Here is a 17,064-nt window from a genome sequence, read left to right as displayed (position 1 = left end):
CATATTATTGTAACGCCTTATCAAAAAAATCACCAGATAAGGTGTTGGTTTAGTGTACACTTTTTACACTAAACTTTAGTTCAAAAAAAGACAATTTCCTTAGTTTGACTATGAAAGTCAAACTATTTTTCGGCAAATACCTTGATATACTTGACAAATGATAGAAAAGGACTTAGTCCTGTGCGATACAGAACTAAATCCTTTGCTTAAATTAATTGTCTAACTTTTGGGGTCAGTACATTATGATTTAATACCCTCAAAATAGCAACCATTCTCACGATTGTTCAATAGATTTAAACCTTTTCAAGGACAGACTGGATTACCCAAGTTTTGCGATTTCCGATTTGGACAAGGACACCATCACTTGGTGGGTCAATGGCTAACACTTTGAAGTTACCTGGAATAGTAAAGGTCTCACCAGGATTGAGGTACTGGTCTGAAGTAGGATTGCCTTGTCCATCAACTTCAAGAACAGGTCCAGGATCAACGATATTGTGTTTGGTTGGTGTGCCTCCAGCTAAATCTTGACTAGTGATGTTATTTCCTACTATAGATGTTACACGGAAAGTTCCTGTGAAGCGAACCGTATCACCAACTTTGATAGAAGAGTTAGTAGGATTTCCATTTTGAGCCCCTGGTTCGAGGTCTTTAAAATGGATATAACCAGACACTTGACTCTTGTGGAAACTACGTTTGTGATATTTCTCAGGCCCTTGACCTGCATCGTAGTTGTACTCCTCAATGGTCACCTGATCACCACGAACTTCCGCAACCCAAGCGACATGTCCCATGTGACCTGCTCCATTGACACCAGCTGAGAACCAGGCGATACTCCCTACGGCTGGATTCATGTCGACACGGTAACCATTGGCACGTGCAATGCTTCCCCATGTAATGGCATTCCCATAGCCTACAGGTAGGTTGAAACCATTAGTGTTACTGAGGCGATAGGCTGCAAAGGACGTACACTGACGCCAGTACATGGTCCAAGGGTCAACACCAAAGCCCCCATATTTCCAAGAGGATGGATAGTCATCTCCGAGAACAGCCGCCTGAGCAGAGCTGCCACACGAAACCGAAACAGTCGCTAGACAGGCTAGCGGTAAAAGACAATTTAGTAATTTTTTCTTCATTTTTACCTCCACCTATCTATTCGCAGTTTTTCTGGAAAATGGAGGTAATTTTTGCGTTTAAGCTCCTCTTAAGCTGTTCAGGCTATACTATCATCAATCCTAAATAACTTTTTTCATTTTCATAATCTCCCAAGAAGCGATCCAAGTGGCCGCCTTTTATATGCCTTGAATATACAATATAAGTGCACAAAAAAGCCAGGAAAATTTCCTAGCTTTTGAGGTATTATCTTAGTGTTTACGTTTGTAAGTTGAGATACCGAACAAAGCCAAAGCTGATGTCACCATAGCTGCACCTGCTGCTACAGAAGCTGCTGTTGATTTTTCACCAGTAGCTGGAAGAGTTGGAGCTTCTTCTTTTACAGGTACTGATGTTGGTATTACAGGTACTGATGTTGATGTTACAGGTTTACCTGGAGTTGGTTCTGCTGGAGTTGTTGGTACTTGAGGTTTTGGTTTCTCAGTTGTTTCTTCAACAGATACAAAGTTTTTGTGGTAAGTAACTTTTGCTGAAACAGTATTTGGAAGAACTGGTTTGTTTGGTTCTTCTGGCAATTCAGGAACAATTACAGATGAATCTGTCGCAAACCAATAAGCGATTGGAACATTAAGGTTATTTCCACCTGCGATAAAGTCCATTGGTTCACCCTTGAAGATTGTTGCAGCAGCACCATAGTAGGCATTCTTCGTACGAGGCGTTCCGTCTGAGTTAATCGCATCCCAACCTTCATCTGTGACTTCACCAGTTGTTGGATCCACTGTTGGATCACTGTTAAAGCGTGAACCGTTAGCAACAAATTCGTTATCGTTTGTTGCATAAGCATAACCATCCTCATGCAAAGTGATAGATGAACCAGAAATTTGAACGTATTCATTACCATTCAAACCAACTTTTTCAATGTGGTTTCCAAGCTCAGTGTTCCAGTGGTTAAGTGAAGAGATACTCAAAACTGAACCGTTCTTAGACAAATCAAGTGGTGTCACAGATGACTCAGAATCAAAGAAGTTCAAGTTCATCTTAACGTGAAGTTTTTTATTAGTGTCGTCAGTTTGTGAACCAATGAAAAGTGTCTTAGTTGGATCGTGGTACAACTTAACAATGGCTGAACCATCTGTACTTGGTGTTTCTACCAAAGTGTAAGTTGCAACAATTTTCTTAACTGGAGTACCATTGAATGATGTTCCGTTTATGTTGTTGTATGTTACAGTCAATGTTTGACCCGTAGCCATCTTCAACCATACATCTTCAGTGTATTCACCGTCAGCATTGATAGTGTATTGTGTACCGTTAGCTGCACTGAAGTCACTTGGAATGTAACGAGATGTGTTGAATTGTTCAAGGATTTCATCTACTGAATGACCTGATTGGATTGTTTTATCCAAGTAGTCAACAGAACCTGCTGAGTTTTCAACAGTCATAGTAGCATCAGATTCTGTTTTATAAATCAAGCCAGTAGCATTTTCAGCCAAGCCTTTTGTCAAAAGACGAGCTGTTGTTCCACCAGTGTACTCTTTGTATGATTTTTCCCAAGCAGCATAAGCAAGAACGTCTTGGTAGTATTTATCCAATTGTGTCTTGTAATCTGCAAGTTTTTGTTTATATTCTGAAACCGCAGTTGTCAAAGCTGTTGTTTGAACTTTGTTGTCATTGTTAGCAGCTTCAACGCTAGTGTGTTTAACACCTGCTTCTTCTGTAGCTGTGAATCCCCCTGTTGCAACAACATTTGCTTTAGCAGATGTAAGAGCTGCATCAGCTTCTTCACGAGTCAATTTATTTTCAGAAACAACTGTATTTGAAGCTTCTTGAGCATCTCTAGCTGCTTGATCTTGGACAGCTTTAACATCAGCAGAATCTTTTGATGCTGCTGCAGTCATTGTTGCAGCTTTAACAGCGTTATCGAAGTCAGGATTTGAAACTTCAGCAATAGCTTTAGTTGTTGTTTTTACAGTAGTATCTGTTTCAGTAGTAGTTTTTTCTTCTGTTCCAGGTACTGTAGTAACAACTGCTGCATCACCTGTTGTCTTAACAAGATTAGCACTTGATTCTGCAGCCGTATTTGATACGGTTGCATCAGCATCAGTAGTTGCTGTTACATCTTTAGCTTCATCTGCAGCTGCTACACTTGTAGCCGCGAGTCCTGCAAGCAATACGCTTGAATACAATGTTGTTTTAAATGGATTGACTTTCATTTACACTTTCTCCTTCTTGGTTAACATTTTTAACCTAATTCTTCACCGCCTAATATACTACCGTGATTTTTTAAATTTAGCAATAGTTTTCTGAAAAAAATATTATATATTTGCTACACGTTTTTAAAATTTGACACACTTTTGTTATATTTTAATCATTTCTTTACAATTTAGTGTAATTCGTAAGGCTTTTAAAGAGTTTTTACTTAATACTTTCTTATAGCTGTTCATTTATTTCTCATAATAAACCGTTTCAACGATAGAATAGGCTTCCTATTAGAAACAGGTCATCAAGAACTGGCCTCTTCATAACTAAAAACACATAAAAAAACACCTTCAAGACCTTGACTTTAAATGTTTTTCGTCGTATGCTTGAAAAAAATGTTAAGAAAGTTGGGGGACTTTTCAATGACAAAAAAAGAAATGAGATTGCTGATCCTTCTTGGGATTAGTATTATTTTAGCGAACCTTGTACTGCGTTTGATTCTTAGGCCTCTGCCTGAGAATATTGGTTATCTCATTAAAACGCTTGGCCTTATGTGTCTATACTATTTCCTCGTACAGAGACGCCTTGGATTAAAGATCAAATCGACTAAAAAGATACGTTGGTCTGAAACCTTAGGGGTTTGTTGGTTTCTTCTTTTGGCAGATTTCTTCTATGTTTCTGCGGTTGCTTTGGGGATCAGTAAAGCACCTCATATGATAGGAACTGCCTTGGTTATTGCCTTAGGAGCCGGGTTTTTTGAGGAATATTTTTTTCGTGGACTTTTCCTTAAACTCGCCTTCCAAGATGGTATTAGATCTTCAAAACAGGTTTTAGGAGTCGTTCTCTTGTCTGCCTTATCTTTTGGTTTGGCCCATCTCGGGAATCTCACTCATCAACCCTTGAATGCTACCCTGTTCCAAGTTTATTATGCGACAGCTATAGGAATATTCTTTGCTGCTATTTACCTACGTACTGGTAGCCTCTGGTGGACTATTATTCTGCACTGTTTGGTTGATTTTGCCAGTGTTCTTCTCTCGCAATCAACACAGGCTGCACCAGCTACAAGTATCTGGAATTTCATTTTCTGGCTACCTTTAATTGCCCTAGGACTCTTCCTTATTCGTCCTAAAAAATTGAAAGCCATTAGATATCTTAATGATTAATATTTCAAACTGCATCCCATAAGTTAGATTTTCAGTGTCTAACCTGTGGATGCAGTTTTTCATTTATCAGAACTGCTTTCTTACGACTTATCTCAATTTCCATAATTACTCCTAAAACGATTTAATCATAGAAATTTCATATCAGGTCTTCATCTATTCCTATCAGAATTTTGCTGATTTTAGACTTCTCATTTTGTTATAATATGACCTACAATCATATTTTTTCAAAGGGGATGCTTATGAATTTTCAACAATGTCGCTATGTTCAGACTATCGCTGAAACAGGGTCTTTTAGTAAGGCTGCTAAAAAACTCTTTTTGACTCAGCCTAATCTCTCAGCATCCATCCGTGACTTAGAGGAAGAACTTGGCGTCCAACTCTTTGAGCGTTCCAATACAGGAGCCAAACTAACTGATGACGGTCATGATTTTCTCAAATACGCCAAACGTATTCTTGGAGAGTTAGATCTCCTAGAGGGACGCTACCGTAAATCATTCAAGAAATCATTCACTGTTGCCAGTCACCACTACGATTTCTTATCACTTCCTATGGCTCACATTGCCCAACGTTTTCGTAGTGATTATCAAGAATTTCAACTGATTGAAACAACGACTAGGAAGATTCTCAAAAGCGTTGAAAGCTTCGAAAGTGACCTGGGGATTATTTATCTAGATGAAGACAACGACCATATCCTAGAACGCAGTTTCCAACACATGGATCTGACTTTCACCCCACTCGGAGAGTTTGAAACTAAGATTTTCTTAGGTCGCCAACATCCCCTAGCTCACAAAAAATCCCTCAACCTCAAAGATTTAGAGGGATACCCACAGGTCCGCTTTCGTCAAGAAAGCTCTGGAATCCATTTTGACGAAGATCCTCTCGAGGTTCTGCCTGACCAACAAGTGATTTACAGTAATGACCGAGGCAGTGTCATGAATTTACTCTGTGCCTCAGATAGTTACGCTTCTGGCCTCGGTATTGTTAATAGTTTCATTAAGGACCAAATTGTTTTACTTCCACTGAAGAACAGTCCAAAGCACACCTTGGGTTTTGTGACCAATAATAAACAGAAACAATCCGCAATTATTCAAGCATTTATCGAGGAAATTCAGGATAGCTTACTACCCCACCACTAAGGAGAAGAAAATGGAATTTCAAACACTTAATAATGGCATCAAAATACCTGTGCTTGGTTTTGGTGTCTGGCAAATTTTCGATCAAAAAGAATGTCAAAAAGCCGTTGAAGATGCTCTTTCTGTAGGCTTTCGATTGATTGATACTGCTAGTCTTTATCGAAATGAGGAAGCCGTGGGACGTGCTATTAAGGCATCTGGTATCCCTCGCGAGGATATTTTCCTGACTAGTAAAGCCTGGATTAGCCAGCTTGGCTACGAAGATACCAAATTAGCCCTAAAAGAAACACTTCGCAAACTAGATACTGACTATCTTGATTTATATTTGATTCATCAACCTTTTGGCGACTTACATGGTGCCTGGCGTGCTATGATTGAGCTTAAGCATGAAGAACTTATTAGAGCCATTGGTGTTTCTAACTTCTCAACAGGGCGTTTGACGGATTTTGCCTTGCAGACACCGGTCATTCCAGCAGTCAATCAAATCGAGTTGCATCCCTATAAACAACACAAACTGATTCAGAAAGCTGATAAGGAATTCGGCACCCTAACGCAAGCCTGGGCTCCTTTTCATAGAGGAGAGGATGGTATTTTTCAGGACCCAACTCTGACTGCTATTGCTGAAAAACATGGCAAGACAGTTGCCCAGGTCATCCTCAGATGGCAAACCCAACAAGGGATTTTGACCATTCCTAAAAGTACCCATATCGAACGGATGAAAGAAAACTTTAATAGCTTCGACTTCCACCTAGACCAAGCAGACCTTGACGCTATCAGTAAACTAGACCGATACCCTGATGCCTATGGTCCTGATGAAAGTGTGGAACGCATTAAGCATTTATTGAAATATAGTGTATAAAAAAACGAGTTCGACTGAACTCGTTTTCTTATACACTAGGTCCTCTTAAGACTTCCCTTAAGAGTAGATGATTTCCGGTTTTAAGGAAGCAAAACTTCCAAGCACTCAACAAAGATGTGTTTCAAGCGCTTTACTCACAACCGAAAATTAGTAAAAAACAGTTTCCCAATTCAAAAAATTGATAAACTATTTTTTATGATATTTTACCCAATCACACTTCCGTTTGGAACCGATGAATCTACTGTCAAGACAGTGAGTTTGCCGTCATGTTCTGCGGAAAGAATCATACCTTGGCTGACATATTTCTTCATCATCTTACGTGGTTTGAGATTAGCCACGACTTGAAGTTTCTTGCCGACCAATTCTTGTTCGTTTGGATAGAATTTAGCAATACCTGAGAGGATTTGACGATCTTCACCGTCACCAGCGTCAAGACGGAAGCGAAGCAATTTGTCTGAACCTTCGACTTTTTCTACTTCTTTAACTTCAGCGACACGGATTTCAACCTTGTCAAAGTCATCAAATTTGATTTGGTCTTTTTCAGACTTAAGTTCAACCTCTTCTGGGTTCCATTCCTTCTCTTGAGGTTTGCCTGCGTTCATTTGAGATTGGATGTAGGCAATTTCCTCGTCCATATCCAGACGTGGGAAGATTGGAGTTCCTTTTGAAATGACTGTCACATTTTCTGGGAATCCTGAAAGTTCAAGATTTTCAAGGTCAAACGCTCCTGACAATCCGAGCTGTTCCATAATGGCATTTGAAGTGGTCATCATGAATGGTTGAATGAGGTGGGCAACGACACGAAGACTAGCAGCCAAGTGAGCCATAACTGCTGCCAATTGTTCCTTGTCACCATCTTCTTTGGCGAGAACCCATGGAGCTGTTTCATCAATATACTTATTGGTACGTGAAATGATGTTCCAAACGGCGTCCAAGGCACGTGGGAAATCTACAGCGTTCATTTGTTTGTGGAACTCTTCGATATTTTCAGCCACAACCTTAGCCAAATCAGCATCAAAGTCTGTAACGTTCTCAACATAGGCAGGCACTTGACCACCGAAATACTTGTTAATCATGGCAACTGTTCGGTTGAGGAGGTTTCCAAGGTCATTAGCCAACTCGTAGTTAATACGAGCCACATAGTCTTCTGGTGTGAAGGTACCATCTGAACCGACAGGAAGACTACGCATGAGGTAGTAACGGAGTGGATCAAGACCAAAACGTTCTACCAACATTTCTGGATAGATCACATTTCCTTTAGACTTAGACATCTTACCGTCTTTCATGACAAACCAACCGTGGGCAATCAAACGTTCTGGCAATTTAATGTTCAACATCATGAGGAGGATTGGCCAGTAGATGGAGTGGAAGCGAAGGATGTCTTTTCCGACCATGTGGAAGACAGTTCCGTTCCAGAACTTGTCAAAGTTAGCATGCTCATCCTGACCATAACCAAGAGCAGTCACATAGTTGAGAAGAGCATCCATCCAGACGTAGACCACGTGTTTAGGATTGGATGGGACTTTAACCCCCCAAGTGAAGGTTGTGCGTGACACGGCTAAGTCTTCCAAACCTGGCTCGATGAAGTTTTTAAGCATTTCATTAAGGCGACCATCCGGAGTGATGAAATCAGGATGCGATTTGAAAAATTCTACCAAGCGGTCTTGGTATTTACTGAGACGAAGGAAGTAAGATTCTTCAGATACCCATTCTACTTGGTGTCCTGATGGAGCAATACCTCCCGTTACATTTCCATCTTCATCACGGAAAACTTCCGACAGCTGACTTTCTGTAAAGAATTCCTCATCTGAGACTGAGTACCAACCAGAGTATTCACCCAAGTAAATATCATCTTGAGCAAGTAAGCGCTCAAAAACTTGTGCCACTACTTTTTCATGGTAATCATCAGTCGTACGGATGAATTTATCGTATGAGATATCCAAAAGTTGCCAGAGGTCCTTAACACCAACAGCCATACCGTCCACATACTCTTGTGGTGTGATTCCTGCTTCTTCAGCCTTTTGTTGAATCTTTTGGCCGTGTTCATCAAGCCCAGTAAGGTAGAAGACATCATAGTTCATCATACGTTTGTAACGTGCCAAGACGTCACAAGCAATGGTTGTATAGGCAGAACCAATATGCAATTTACCAGATGGGTAGTAGATAGGTGTTGTGATGTAGAATGTTTTTGTCATTTTAATTTCCTTTCATGTGTTAACAAATGGGCTAACACTGATGATATAACATCTTATTATAGCACGTTTTGGACACTAAAAAAACCAGCTAAGCTGGTTTTAAACATTACTAGTTTTGGAAGCGCTTTTTATCAGCTCTGACATCACGTTCATAGTCATAGTCTAATTTTTTCACGTCATCCTTTGAAAGACGTTTAAAGCTTCTTTCTTCTGTAAGTTTGCCTTTCTTATTATAAGTTGTGACGATCAATTTATCACCCTTAACCTTGTATCGAACGGTTTCTTCAAGAGACTCTTTGTAGGATTTAACGTAAATCTTTTTACTTTCATCGTTATCAGCCTTAGTTCGGTATTCACTTATTTTGTATTGATTATCTACCGCTTGGTCAATGACTTTAGTGTATTCAGATAGTGACATGGTTGGTTTAAGCGTTCCAGACCAAGCATCTGGACGGTATGATTCGTCAGTATCATAGTCTGTAAAGTCAACCAGATTGTTCCCGCCAGCTAAGGTATAAAAATAAAATTTAACATTATTACCTTTGACTTTAACAAAATCATGAGCCTCTAGACCACTTTTCTTGAAAGATTCCATACCATCAACCATTTTCTTCTTATCTTTATGGTAAAAGCGATAAGTTTCAAGCAGATAGGTTCCTTCAGGTATTTTACCACCTTGCAGGTGCATAAACGCATAGCCACCAAATGAAAGCGCCACTAGGACAATCGCCCCCAGTACAGAAGCAATAATAATTTTAGCTTTCTTAGACAAGCCTGTCTTAGCAGGAGCAACTTGTGAAACGGGTTGTGTTACTTGGTCACTCAACTGAGCTTGCTGTGGATTAACATCCTCGTCCCTAGACTCTTGAAAAATAAATTCCCCATTAGCTTTTGCTTGTTGGATTTCTTCCTCTGTCGGCTTACGATTATTGATCGTTTCGAAATAATCTAACCACTCTTTTTCGTTCATAAAAGTCCCCTTTTTCATTGATATTTCCATTCTACCAGAAAAAAGACTCCAAAGCTATTTGACTATTTTCATATAAAGAAAAGCGATACCAGAATGGAGTTTTAGCTCTTCTTCTTGTACCACTTTACTCATTTACATCATTGGCTGATTAAATTTTATCACTAGATTTTTTACTACTATCACTTGAATCTGATTTTGATCCACTATTCTTACCGTCATTATATCCGCCATAGGTGTCACCATAGTCATTACCATAACCATAGCCGTAATCGTAGCCATAACCATAACCGTAGTCACTATATTCGTCATACTTGTCACTAATCTCTTTTAGGTCTTTCTTGTAATCCTTAACGGCATCATCATAATCATCCTTACGTTCTTCACCATCTTCCCGGCTCATTAGCTTATAGGTAGTAGTCATTTTTAACTTACCCTTTTTATCATAAATATTAAGCGTAAATTCATCGCCATGTTTTACGTAAGTGCGTGTTTCTTTAAGAGTATCTTTATATTCACTAACTGCTGTTTTTACAGTTTTCTTAACATCATCTTTTGAGTAGAAAGAATACTCTTTAGACATTTTTTTCATATAATCAGTGACAATATCTTTAACATCATCTGCACTAAGTACTTGACTTTGAGTTCTGTTCCAAGGATCAAATTTCTGAGGAATCGATTTCTCATTTTGAATTAGACTAATTGAAGATTTCCCATCGCTTTCTAAATAATTGTAATGATTAGATTGATTTTTCTTTACAACTAAAAAATCTAACAATTTTGTGTCTTCATCCTTGTATTCTTTAATGCCGTCGACCATTCTATTCTTATCTTCATTGTAATAAGAAAAACTTACTACCTCATATGTTCCATCCGCAATCTTACCTGATTGGTAGCGCCATAGTGAGTAGCCCCCAACAATAAGTAAAATCGCTGCTAAGGAACCAAAGACTGATGCCAAAATAATCTTAGTTTTCTTAGACATACCTTTTTTAGCAGGTACGACTTGTTGGAAGGTTGCTGTTGTTTGGGCAAACTGAGGCTGCTGCGTCATCGTTATCACAGGTTCAGCTGGCTTAATCGGTCTTTGCTCCGTCACCTGTCCATTTGAGCCAAAGACATTAGGTCGTTCAAGGATAAACTCGCCTGCTGCCTGAGCTTGAGCTAACTCTGCGGGAGTTGGTTTGCGACCGTTGACTAATTCAAAGTACTCAATCCACTCTTGCTGGTTCATAATAATCTCCTTTTTTATTGGTCTACCGTTCTATTGTACCAAAATAAATGGTGAAATAGTATTTGACAATTATCATAAAGACTGTAAGGTTTTTTAATAAAACATTAGGTTATGATTCCCGATAGTAAAGAGGTGCTTGATCGGTAAGTGGTTCAACGCCAGATGGCATAATCCCCATAATGCTCCCTGTATTTATAATGCTTCAAGGCATACTCATAATCCCAATCATAACCACTTTTGACCTCTTTGGCTTCCTCTGAGCTCAATCGTTTAAAAGTTCTACGCGACTCAATATGTCCATCATTAGCATAAACAGTCAGAACGAGACCATTAGGGAGCTTTTCATAAGTTCTTTTTTGCTTCAACATTTTTTTATAATCGTCTATACACCTTTGGACAGATACTTCTTTTACTCTTGAATACTCCTCTCCCTTTTTAGAAATCTTATCAATATGAGACATCACTAGAGCTTTATATTCAGAGACTGTTAAATCCTGTTTTAAAGTCCCTGTACGTGGGTCAAAAGTCTGTGGGAGCTTTTCATCGTGCTCAAATGATGAGACAGAAGGTTCCCCATCCCCATAAAAAACATAATAAAATTGAGATTTCATATTCTCAACTACTATAAAATCCTCATATAAGCTATCATTATTCTCTCCCCGCTTAGTCCGATTTATCAATTCATTGGAATATGCCGATTTAGTCTCGTATTTTATCATCTAATAAGTACCGTCTGGAATATAGTTCTCTTGATACTTCCAAAATCTTCCCTCTCCTATGGCTATCAAGACTGTCGCAACAAATCCAAGCAATACAATGATAGCAATCTTCCATTTTTTTGCTTTAGTCATACCTCTCCCCCCTTACTGGCCTGTTATTCAATACTATTTTACCAAAACTAGGGGAAAAGCTAATGACATGACTGTAAAGGAAAAAGAGGCTGAGAATACCACTCTCAAACCTCTTTTCAGCTATTTACTTTTTAAGATCCTCAGCACCAATGACTGGGTATTCGGTCAATCCTGATACTACTTCTTTAGCCTGGTCTGATTCTTCTGATTTTTTCTCAAGATCAAACTTAGGTGCATCTTTTTCATAAGCATTAATGATATCAGCTACTACTGGGTGACGTACGACATCACTAGCAGAGAAGTGAACAAAATCAATAGCCTTGATTCCCTTTAATTTCTCCATGGCATCAATCAGGCCTGATTTAACACGACGTGGTAAGTCAATCTGACTCATGTCCCCATTGACAATCATCTTAGAATTAAAACCAAGACGAGTCAAGAACATTTTCATTTGCATGATGGTTGTATTTTGTGCTTCATCAAGGATAACAAAGGCATCCTCTAGGGTACGACCACGCATATAAGCGAGGGGGGCAATCTCAATAATTTCACGTTCCATAAGTCGGGTCGTCTGCTCCTTGCCGAGAATTTGATAAAGGGCATCATAAACAGGCCGAAGGTAAGGATCCACCTTTTCCTTGAGATCACCAGGCAAGAAACCAAGGCTCTCACCCGCCTCAACTGCTGGACGTGTCAAAACTATACGTTTAACTTGACCACGTTTAAGAGCTGTAACCGCAAGGGTAACCGCCAAAAAAGTCTTCCCTGTACCAGCTGGACCAATCCCAAAGACCACATCATGGTTTTTAATGCTATCAACATAAACCTTTTGTCCTAAAGTCTTCACTCGGATAGGCTTACCACTGTTGTCCTTGATAATCTCTTCTTCATATAAAGCAACAAACTTGTCAATCGAACCATCTTGAGCCATGGTTAAGGCTGCGACAACATCTGAAGTGTTGACTAACATTCCGCGCTCCACTAAAACAAGGAGAGCTTGAATGGTCAAACGGGCCAATTCAACACTTTCCTCGTCATCTCCAAGGATCTGCACACGCTCTGTTCGAGCATGAATAATAACATTTAGGTTTTCCTCGATAAGTTTTAGATGGCGCTCATTGGTCCCAAAAAGTGACAAGACATCATCTGGGTGATTTAGGGTAATTTCAACAGAATACTCTTGCAAATAGAGTTCCTCTTTCTTTCGTCTTTTTCTCCATTATATCAAAAAAATCACGCCAAGCGTGACTTTTTATTATTCTGACTTATTCATTAAATGACACGTGAACGTGGTCATAGTGGTTTTCAGTAACGCTACCACGGTCTGGCATTTGGTTCCATGTGTTAGCTGGTCCGTAGATATTATCTACTGGTGCGTAGAATTGTTGTCTGTAGATGACATATGAGATACCTGCATTTGAGATATTGTCTACAGCATATTGAGCGACTTGATTACCAACTTCTGAACCAACTGGTACCATAACGTCAACGGCAAGTCCTTTACCATGGTCTTGTGGATCACCTTCACGGTAACCACCGATATCAGTAAGACCAAATTGTGCCGCTACATCTTGACGGAAAGCTTCAGCTTGTGGTTGAAGGTGTGGATCCGTTGGAAGTGTATTCGTTGATGCAGGTTGTGCTGCTGGTGCCTCTGAAGCTACTGGTGCTTCTGATGCCACTTCTGATGTTGCTGCTGGTTCTACCGCTGGTTGTTCTGCTGGCGCTTCTGAAGCAGCTGGTGCCTCTGAAACAGTTTCTGATGTTGCTGCTGGTTCTACCGCTGGCTGTTCTGCTGGTGCTTCTGAAGTCGCTGGTGCTTCTGAAGACGCTTCTGATGTTGCTGCTGGAGCTTCTTCTTTTACTTCAGGCTGTGCTGGTGTTTCAGCAGCTGGAGTAGTTTCTGCTTCAGGTGTAGCTTCAGGTGTAGCTTCTGCTGACGCAGTGACATGATCAATAGCATCAGCAACTGGTTGTTCAGTTTCTGCGTATGCTGGTGCTTCTGATGCTGATGCGATAGCTTCTGTTACTTCTGAAACAGCTTGAGTTGATTCTTCTGTAGCAGGTGCTTGAGTAGCTGTTGTGCTTACTGTTTCAACTGGAGCTGTCAAATCCGCTGCAACTACAGATTGACCATTGACAGTCACTTCGTTAGTTGTCAAATTAGCTTCTGCAACTACAGGTGTAGTTGATGTTTCTGAAGCTGGAGCTTCAACTTTAACAGAGACAGCTTGATTATCAGCATTGTAAGTTGCTGTCAAGACTGTTCCAGGGTAAATCAAATCAATGTTTGTGATTTGATTGATGTTAGCCAAAACATTCACATCGATACCCATTGCTTCAGCGATACTTCCCAAAGTATCACCGTATTGAACTGTATAAGTTTGTTGGTTATCACTTACAGCGATATCTGCTTTGATTTGATCTACTGAACGCGCTGCCCAGTTTGAAGTTTCATCGGCATGTACGTGACTTGCAGCAAAAAGTGAAAGTGCTGCGGTCGAGTAAAGAAGTGCCTTTGTTGTTTTAGATTTTGATAACATGTATAATTCATTCCTTTTTTAACAATTTTAACATCTACAATAATACCACACTTTTTGTCAAAAAAGGGGTGATTTACTGCACTTTAAAGCAATTACTAACTAGTTGTAACAAGCCTAATTTATTGAAAAACAGCTGAGATATTTGTAAAAAATTGTAACAATTCATACCAATTCAAATGGTAATTACTTTTTAAAGAAAATGCTAAAAGTCATTATGCTTATCGTAGACTTAGTCGCTATTAATGAGCCAGATAATCTTCCCAAATCTGGTCAAACTGCCCCAGATTAAAGGAAAAGCTAGCTTGATCTTCCAAGTAACGACTAACTTCTTCGAAGTCATCAGTATGCTTCGGGAAGGTTGAATCTTCAAAAGCCAAGTCAGCCAAGATTGCTACTGGTTCATTGGATTTTGGATTACGCTGGGCCATCAACCAAGTATAAAAGGATTTTCTCATGCCTTCTCCTAACCGATTAATTCTGTTCCAAACTGGTCTTGTTTGACTTTTTTAGCCTTCATCAGACCACCTAAAGCTTTCTTAAATTGTCCCTTAGAAATACCGAAGGTTGCCTTGATATCTGCTGGTGATGACTTGTCATTAAGCGTCATAAAGCCACCATTGCTCTCTAAATAAGTCAAAATCATCTGAGCATCATTTTCAAGCATTTCAAAAGAACGTGGTTTAAGAGAAAGATTGAGGGTACGGTCAACTTCTCTGAACCCAATCACACGCGCTTCAAGGACCTGACCTAAGCGTGGCTCAGCATAACGTTCTGAGGGATGGATGAAACCAAGCATGTTATTCTCTGGTAGATAAACAAAGGTTCCTGAGAGTTTGAGACGGTAGGCAATGGCTGGCCATTTTTGGTTTTGCATATTATCGTAAGCGGGACCAGCCATACGTTGAAAGACCTCAGGTTCAGCAGGAAGCCCCCAAATACGGTCTTTTTTATCCACATCGAGTTTGATATAGAGCTTGTCACCTTTCTTAGGCCAAAGCTCTTTGAGTTCCGGTAAAACATCAAGAGAGACAACAATCTCCTTATCTGGAATTCCCACATCTACAAAGACACCCAAATCCTTACGAACTTCAGTGACCTCTCCCCAATCGTAAGAATCACGAGTTGCTTTGATTTCCTTTTGAGTCAGACGTGATTTTTGCTTGCCATCTGTATAGGCGAAACCTGTCACCATGTCACCAATGGCGTGTTCCCCTTCTTCTTTAGACAAGGCAAAGGTCACACCGTCCTTTTGAACAAAATAAAATTTGTCATTTTCATCTGTTACTAGGGCAGTAATAATTGTTCCAAGTAATGTATTCATCTTTTTCCTCTAAAAAGAGAGTCGGACAAGGAAGCTAACATAGTCCATGCTCTTTTGCTTCTGTCCCACTCTCCTTATTTTTCTATTGATTAAACAGTAAGGAGTTCTTTTTCCTTTTCTGCTGTCATGCTGTCAATCTTCTTAACAGCGTCATCAGTTGCTTTTTGGATATCTTTTTCCAAAGCTTTCAATTGATCTTCTGTGATTTCTTTGTCTTTTTCTTGCTTCTTAGCTTCATCCATTGCATCACGGCGGATGTTACGGATAGCGATTTTAGCATTTTCACCGACTTTTTTCACTTCTTTAGCTAACTCTTTACGTGTTTCTTCTGTAAGTGCTGGGATAACCAAGCGCACAACAGAACCATCGTTAGCTGGGTTAATACCAAGATCAGATTCGTTGATTGCACGTTCGATATCAGCAATTGAACCTTTATCAAATGGTGAAATCAAAAGAACACGTGCTTCAGGAACAGTGATTGAAGCCAATTGGTTAAGTGGTGTTGGAGCACCATAGTATTCTACAGTGATACGGTCAAGAAGTGATGCATTGGCACGGCCTGCACGGATAGATCCAAATTCACGGGCCAATGACTCGTGTGAGTGGGTGAAACGTTCTTTTGCTTTTTCAATAATTGCGTTTGTCATAAATTCTCTCTTTCTTATTTGTGTGATTCTGCTTTGTTAGATACAGTTGTTCCAATTTGTTCACCAAAGATAACACGTTTGATGTTTCCTGGTTCGTTCATGTTGAAGACAACAAGGTCAATGTCATTATCCATTGAAAGGGTAGAAGCTGTGGCATCCATAATTTTCAAACCACGTTTAATAACTTCCACGTGTGTCAACTCATCAAATTTAACAGCATCAGCGTTTTTACGAGGGTCGTCATTGTAGACACCATCAACACCGTTTTTAGCCATAAGAATAGCATCAGCTTCGATTTCAGCTGCACGAAGAGCCGCTGTTGTGTCTGTTGAGAAGTATGGTGAACCAATACCTGCTGCAAAGATAACAATACGACCTTTTTCAAGGTGACGAAGGGCACGACCACGAATATAAGGCTCTGCCACAGATTTCATATCAATCGCTGTTTGAACACGTGTATCAACACCGAGTTGTTTCAAACTATCTGCCATAACAAGGGCATTCATAGTTGTTCCAAGCATTCCAGTATAGTCCGCTTGAACACGATCCATTCCTGCTTCAGCTGCAGGTTCTCCACGCCAAAGGTTACCACCACCGATAACTAGAGCAATTTGAATACCTGAATCCGCTACCTCAGCAATTTCTTTAGCCATAGCTTGGACAGTTGGAAGATCAATCCCAACACCTCGTTCACCAGCTAGAGCTTCACCTGAAAGCTTAATGAGGACACGTTTGTATTTTGGTTCTGCCATGATTTCTCCCTATTAACTATTTTGTTTTATGATTTGATTCTTAGCTGAGATTTATCTTTCCTAAGTCGTCCATTACCAGCCTTTTAAGGTGGT

16 protein-coding genes are annotated in these 17,064 nt (G+C 39.8%); 3 read left to right on the top strand and 13 right to left on the bottom strand.

Annotated elements, in window-relative coordinates; translation table 11 throughout:
* Positions 1–293 precede the first annotated feature (293 nt).
* Positions 294–1,133, bottom strand: coding sequence for a CHAP domain-containing protein (locus tag NST80_RS02315; RefSeq protein WP_002886729.1), 840 nt, complete (start codon positions 1,131–1,133; stop codon positions 294–296).
* A 228-nt stretch (positions 1,134–1,361) separates the two neighbouring features.
* Positions 1,362–3,320, bottom strand: a complete 1,959-nt coding sequence (locus NST80_RS02310) for a GbpC/Spa domain-containing protein (RefSeq protein ID WP_118172243.1) — start codon at positions 3,318–3,320, stop codon at positions 1,362–1,364.
* A gap of 408 nt (positions 3,321–3,728) precedes the next feature.
* Here NST80_RS02310 and NST80_RS02305 point away from each other — a divergent pair, with 408 nt between their 5' ends.
* The 3 genes from NST80_RS02305 (at position 3,729) to NST80_RS02295 (ending at position 6,461) form a co-directional block, all read left to right on the top strand.
* On the top strand, positions 3,729–4,469 hold the full coding sequence (locus tag NST80_RS02305) for a CPBP family intramembrane glutamic endopeptidase (protein ID WP_002886723.1): 741 nt from the start codon (positions 3,729–3,731) through the stop codon (positions 4,467–4,469).
* A 239-nt stretch (positions 4,470–4,708) separates the two neighbouring features.
* Complete coding sequence (locus NST80_RS02300) at positions 4,709–5,605, top strand: LysR family transcriptional regulator (RefSeq protein WP_002885507.1); 897 nt, start codon at positions 4,709–4,711, stop codon at positions 5,603–5,605.
* Between the two features lie 10 nt (positions 5,606–5,615).
* On the top strand, positions 5,616–6,461 hold the full coding sequence (locus NST80_RS02295; RefSeq protein WP_002886720.1) for an aldo/keto reductase: 846 nt from the start codon (positions 5,616–5,618) through the stop codon (positions 6,459–6,461).
* Positions 6,462–6,664: 203 nt separating this feature from the next.
* Here the strand turns inward: NST80_RS02295 and metG are convergent, their stop codons facing one another.
* From metG to pyrH, 11 genes are all read right to left on the bottom strand, one after another.
* On the bottom strand, positions 6,665–8,656 hold the full coding sequence (metG, locus tag NST80_RS02290) for a methionine--tRNA ligase (RefSeq protein ID WP_002886717.1): 1,992 nt from the start codon (positions 8,654–8,656) through the stop codon (positions 6,665–6,667).
* Positions 8,657–8,765: 109 nt separating this feature from the next.
* Positions 8,766–9,644, bottom strand: coding sequence for a hypothetical protein (locus tag NST80_RS02285; protein ID WP_014633530.1), 879 nt, complete (start codon positions 9,642–9,644; stop codon positions 8,766–8,768).
* A gap of 130 nt (positions 9,645–9,774) precedes the next feature.
* The gene (locus NST80_RS02280; RefSeq protein ID WP_002886715.1) at positions 9,775–10,857 is read right to left on the bottom strand and encodes a hypothetical protein; all 1,083 of its coding nucleotides are present in this window, start codon (positions 10,855–10,857) and stop codon (positions 9,775–9,777) included.
* Between the two features lie 152 nt (positions 10,858–11,009).
* Positions 11,010–11,468, bottom strand: a complete 459-nt coding sequence (locus tag NST80_RS02275; RefSeq protein ID WP_014633531.1) for a hypothetical protein — start codon at positions 11,466–11,468, stop codon at positions 11,010–11,012.
* 108 nt (positions 11,469–11,576) lie between these two features.
* On the bottom strand, positions 11,577–11,708 hold the full coding sequence (locus NST80_RS02270) for a hypothetical protein (protein ID WP_002886713.1): 132 nt from the start codon (positions 11,706–11,708) through the stop codon (positions 11,577–11,579).
* Positions 11,709–11,832: 124 nt separating this feature from the next.
* Complete coding sequence (locus NST80_RS02265; RefSeq protein ID WP_064520594.1) at positions 11,833–12,894, bottom strand: PhoH family protein; 1,062 nt, start codon at positions 12,892–12,894, stop codon at positions 11,833–11,835.
* 79 nt (positions 12,895–12,973) lie between these two features.
* Positions 12,974–14,251 carry a LysM domain-containing protein gene (locus NST80_RS02260; protein WP_064520593.1) on the bottom strand — a complete coding sequence of 426 codons (1,278 nt, stop codon included), beginning with the start codon at positions 14,249–14,251 and terminating at the stop codon, positions 12,974–12,976.
* 239 nt (positions 14,252–14,490) lie between these two features.
* Entirely contained in the window at positions 14,491–14,706 is a 216-nt protein-coding gene (locus NST80_RS02255) for a YozE family protein (protein ID WP_002885591.1), read from the bottom strand.
* 8 nt (positions 14,707–14,714) lie between these two features.
* Positions 14,715–15,572 (bottom strand): RNA-binding virulence regulatory protein CvfB, encoded by an 858-nt coding sequence (gene cvfB / locus NST80_RS02250; RefSeq protein WP_118172244.1) that lies wholly within the window; start codon positions 15,570–15,572, stop codon positions 14,715–14,717.
* Positions 15,573–15,661: 89 nt separating this feature from the next.
* On the bottom strand, positions 15,662–16,219 hold the full coding sequence (gene frr / locus NST80_RS02245) for a ribosome recycling factor (protein WP_002886708.1): 558 nt from the start codon (positions 16,217–16,219) through the stop codon (positions 15,662–15,664).
* Between the two features lie 14 nt (positions 16,220–16,233).
* Complete coding sequence (gene pyrH / locus NST80_RS02240; RefSeq protein ID WP_002885551.1) at positions 16,234–16,971, bottom strand: UMP kinase; 738 nt, start codon at positions 16,969–16,971, stop codon at positions 16,234–16,236.
* Positions 16,972–17,064 lie beyond the last annotated feature (93 nt).

The sequence above is a fragment of the Streptococcus sp. FSL K6-1323 genome (assembly GCF_038630745.1).
Taxonomy (GTDB): Bacteria; Bacillota; Bacilli; order Lactobacillales; family Streptococcaceae; genus Streptococcus; species Streptococcus salivarius_D.
Note: the sequence above shows the minus strand (reverse complement) of the source record. Positions and strands in the feature narration are given on the sequence as shown.